At 41.4% G+C, this 2,099-nt stretch carries 3 protein-coding genes; all 3 read left to right on the forward strand.

The genetic code is table 11. The features are described from left to right. A partial coding sequence (locus FTV34_RS17055) for a protein rep (RefSeq protein WP_180070859.1) occupies positions 1-1,166 on the forward strand: 1,166 nt, incomplete at its 5' end. Positions 1,167-1,438: 272 nt separating this feature from the next. Beyond that, the gene (locus FTV34_RS17060) at positions 1,439-1,849 is read left to right on the forward strand and encodes a hypothetical protein (protein ID WP_179996747.1); all 411 of its coding nucleotides are present in this window, start codon (positions 1,439-1,441) and stop codon (positions 1,847-1,849) included. 2 nt (positions 1,850-1,851) lie between these two features. Further along, on the forward strand, positions 1,852-2,099 hold a 248-nt coding region (locus FTV34_RS17065; protein ID WP_180070861.1), incomplete at its 3' end, for a hypothetical protein.

Raw genomic sequence — 2,099 nt, forward strand, 5'->3', positions numbered from 1 at the left:
AGAATCAGGAAAATTATTTATTTACCCTGGCTAAATTCAAGGAGAACTATGAAAAGGACGTTAAAAATGAAGAATCTATCAAGGCCTTAAAATCTGCTCAAAAGTTGAATGAATGCGGAAACTATCTGCTATTCAAAAATTTTTACACTATTGGCGAGGTCAAGCTTTCAAAACTCCGCACCTGCGGACAGCATTTGCTGTGTCCTTTCTGTGCTGCCATTCGTGCATCTCGTGCCATTCAGAAATACGTTGAACGTATCAATCAGGTTCTCCAAGAAAATCGCAAGCTCAAGCCTGTTCTAATCACTCTCACCGTTAAAAACGGTTCAGACCTTGCTGAACGCTCAGAACACCTTATGAAGTCCTTTAGAACGCTCCTAGAGCGTCGTAGGGACTATTTAAAAAAGGGTTGGGGTTATAGCGAGTTCTGTAAGGTTCAAGGTGCTATGTATTCTTACGAGAATACATATAACGAGAAAACAGGTGAATGGCATCCGCATATTCATATGTTCGCCTTAGTTGATCAATGGATTGATCAGCAGGAATTTTCAGAATATTGGCATAGCATCACTGGTGATTCGATGGTGGTCGATGTCCGCAGGGCAAAAAAAGAAAAAGGTCACGGCTATAGCAAAGCGGCTGCCGAAGTCTGTAAGTATGCTTTGAAGTTTGGCGATCTGTCCGTTGAAAAGACTTGGGAAGCGTTTAAGGTTCTCAAGGGCAAGCGTTTAACAGGTTCATTCGGTTTGTTATGGGGTGTCAAAATTCCTGACACAATGACAGATGATATGCCTGACGATAAGACTTTGCCTTATCTCGAAATGCTGTACAAATTTGCCTATGGCAAAAAATCTTATTACGACTTACTCATCACAAGACACGTAGAACCGCAGGCGGGAGAGCGCGCGGGATTGGGAGGAGCTTCGACGACTGAGACTGAGCGATATAGCGCGTGCGGTCTAAGTGTGGACGATGCGAGGACGTTGCCGGTGCGAGGGCACGCAGTCACGGAACGACCGCAGCGAGTACATAGAAAAGCTCACTGGAGAATCCCTCCTAAAATTCGTGTACGGATTAAGGAACGTATCCATAGATGGGACGGATTTTTATATAACATTGATCTTTTCCCATATGTCGAACGTAGGCTATTAGCATTCATCGAGTAACTTACGAACTTTGAGTGAAACGAAAAGTGTAGTAAGTACACTTTCTCCAGTAGCCGAGCGAGTGTCTACGAGCGACCACTCCGAAATTAAAATTTCAAAGCCTTCCTTTCCCTGATTACAAGCTCCCATCTGATTTCAGATCGGGAGCTTTTAGCCATCCCGCATGGGTGGCGACGCATTGACATTCTTTTTTAAATCTATAATATTCTAAAAACAATCTAATAGAATCTAATGGAATCTTTAAAATGTTATTCAAATCTCTAGGTGTTGCAATGGCTACAAATTCTGCTTCTAGCTCTGACGAAGATACTAAGGCAGTAACTATTCGTTTAACTGATAATGAAATTCAGATTTATGACACAGTTGCTAAGTCAATGGGTTTGACTCGTCAAGACTTTTTGTCTCACATCATTCGCTCTAATTTCCGACAGTCTTTGAAAGAGTTTGTTATTGGTTATACAGATTCAAATCCAACTATTCCGTTATCCCTTGTATTTAATTCACACACTGAAAATGAAGATGTTCGACTTAAGTTAAATCATCTATTGCGAGTTATTTCTCAAGAATTACAGCAAGAAGATGAGGAACAAAGTTATGAGGAAATGGAGAGTTTTGTTTCTTCTCCCCTTGCACCTCCTCGCAAAGGCATTTTTGTTGAAACGCCTAAGTCAGAGGAGAAATAAAAATGATCAACTTACAAGGAACTCTAATCAATGCTTTCCGTATGGACGGTGGTAAGGGTAAAGATGGGAAAGAGTACGAAGCGCGTGACAAGGTACAAATACTTGGTTCGCTGGAACTACCCAATGGAGAGATTAAACACGAACTTGTTGACCTCACAGTTGATGATGCCAGTGTCTACCAGCCACTAAAAAATAAAGTAATTTCTATTTCCTGCGGTGCTATGGCTGTAGGTCGTAATGTTGTTTTTTT

Origin of the sequence: Acinetobacter sp. YH16038 (genome assembly GCF_013417275.1) — a bacterium.
Taxonomy (GTDB): domain Bacteria; phylum Pseudomonadota; class Gammaproteobacteria; order Pseudomonadales; family Moraxellaceae; genus Acinetobacter.

Coding starts and splice junctions, on each gene's coding strand:
- FTV34_RS17060 (WP_179996747.1), top strand. CDS start 1,439: ATGGCTACAAATTCTGCTTCTAGCTCTGACGAAGATACTAAGGCAGTA.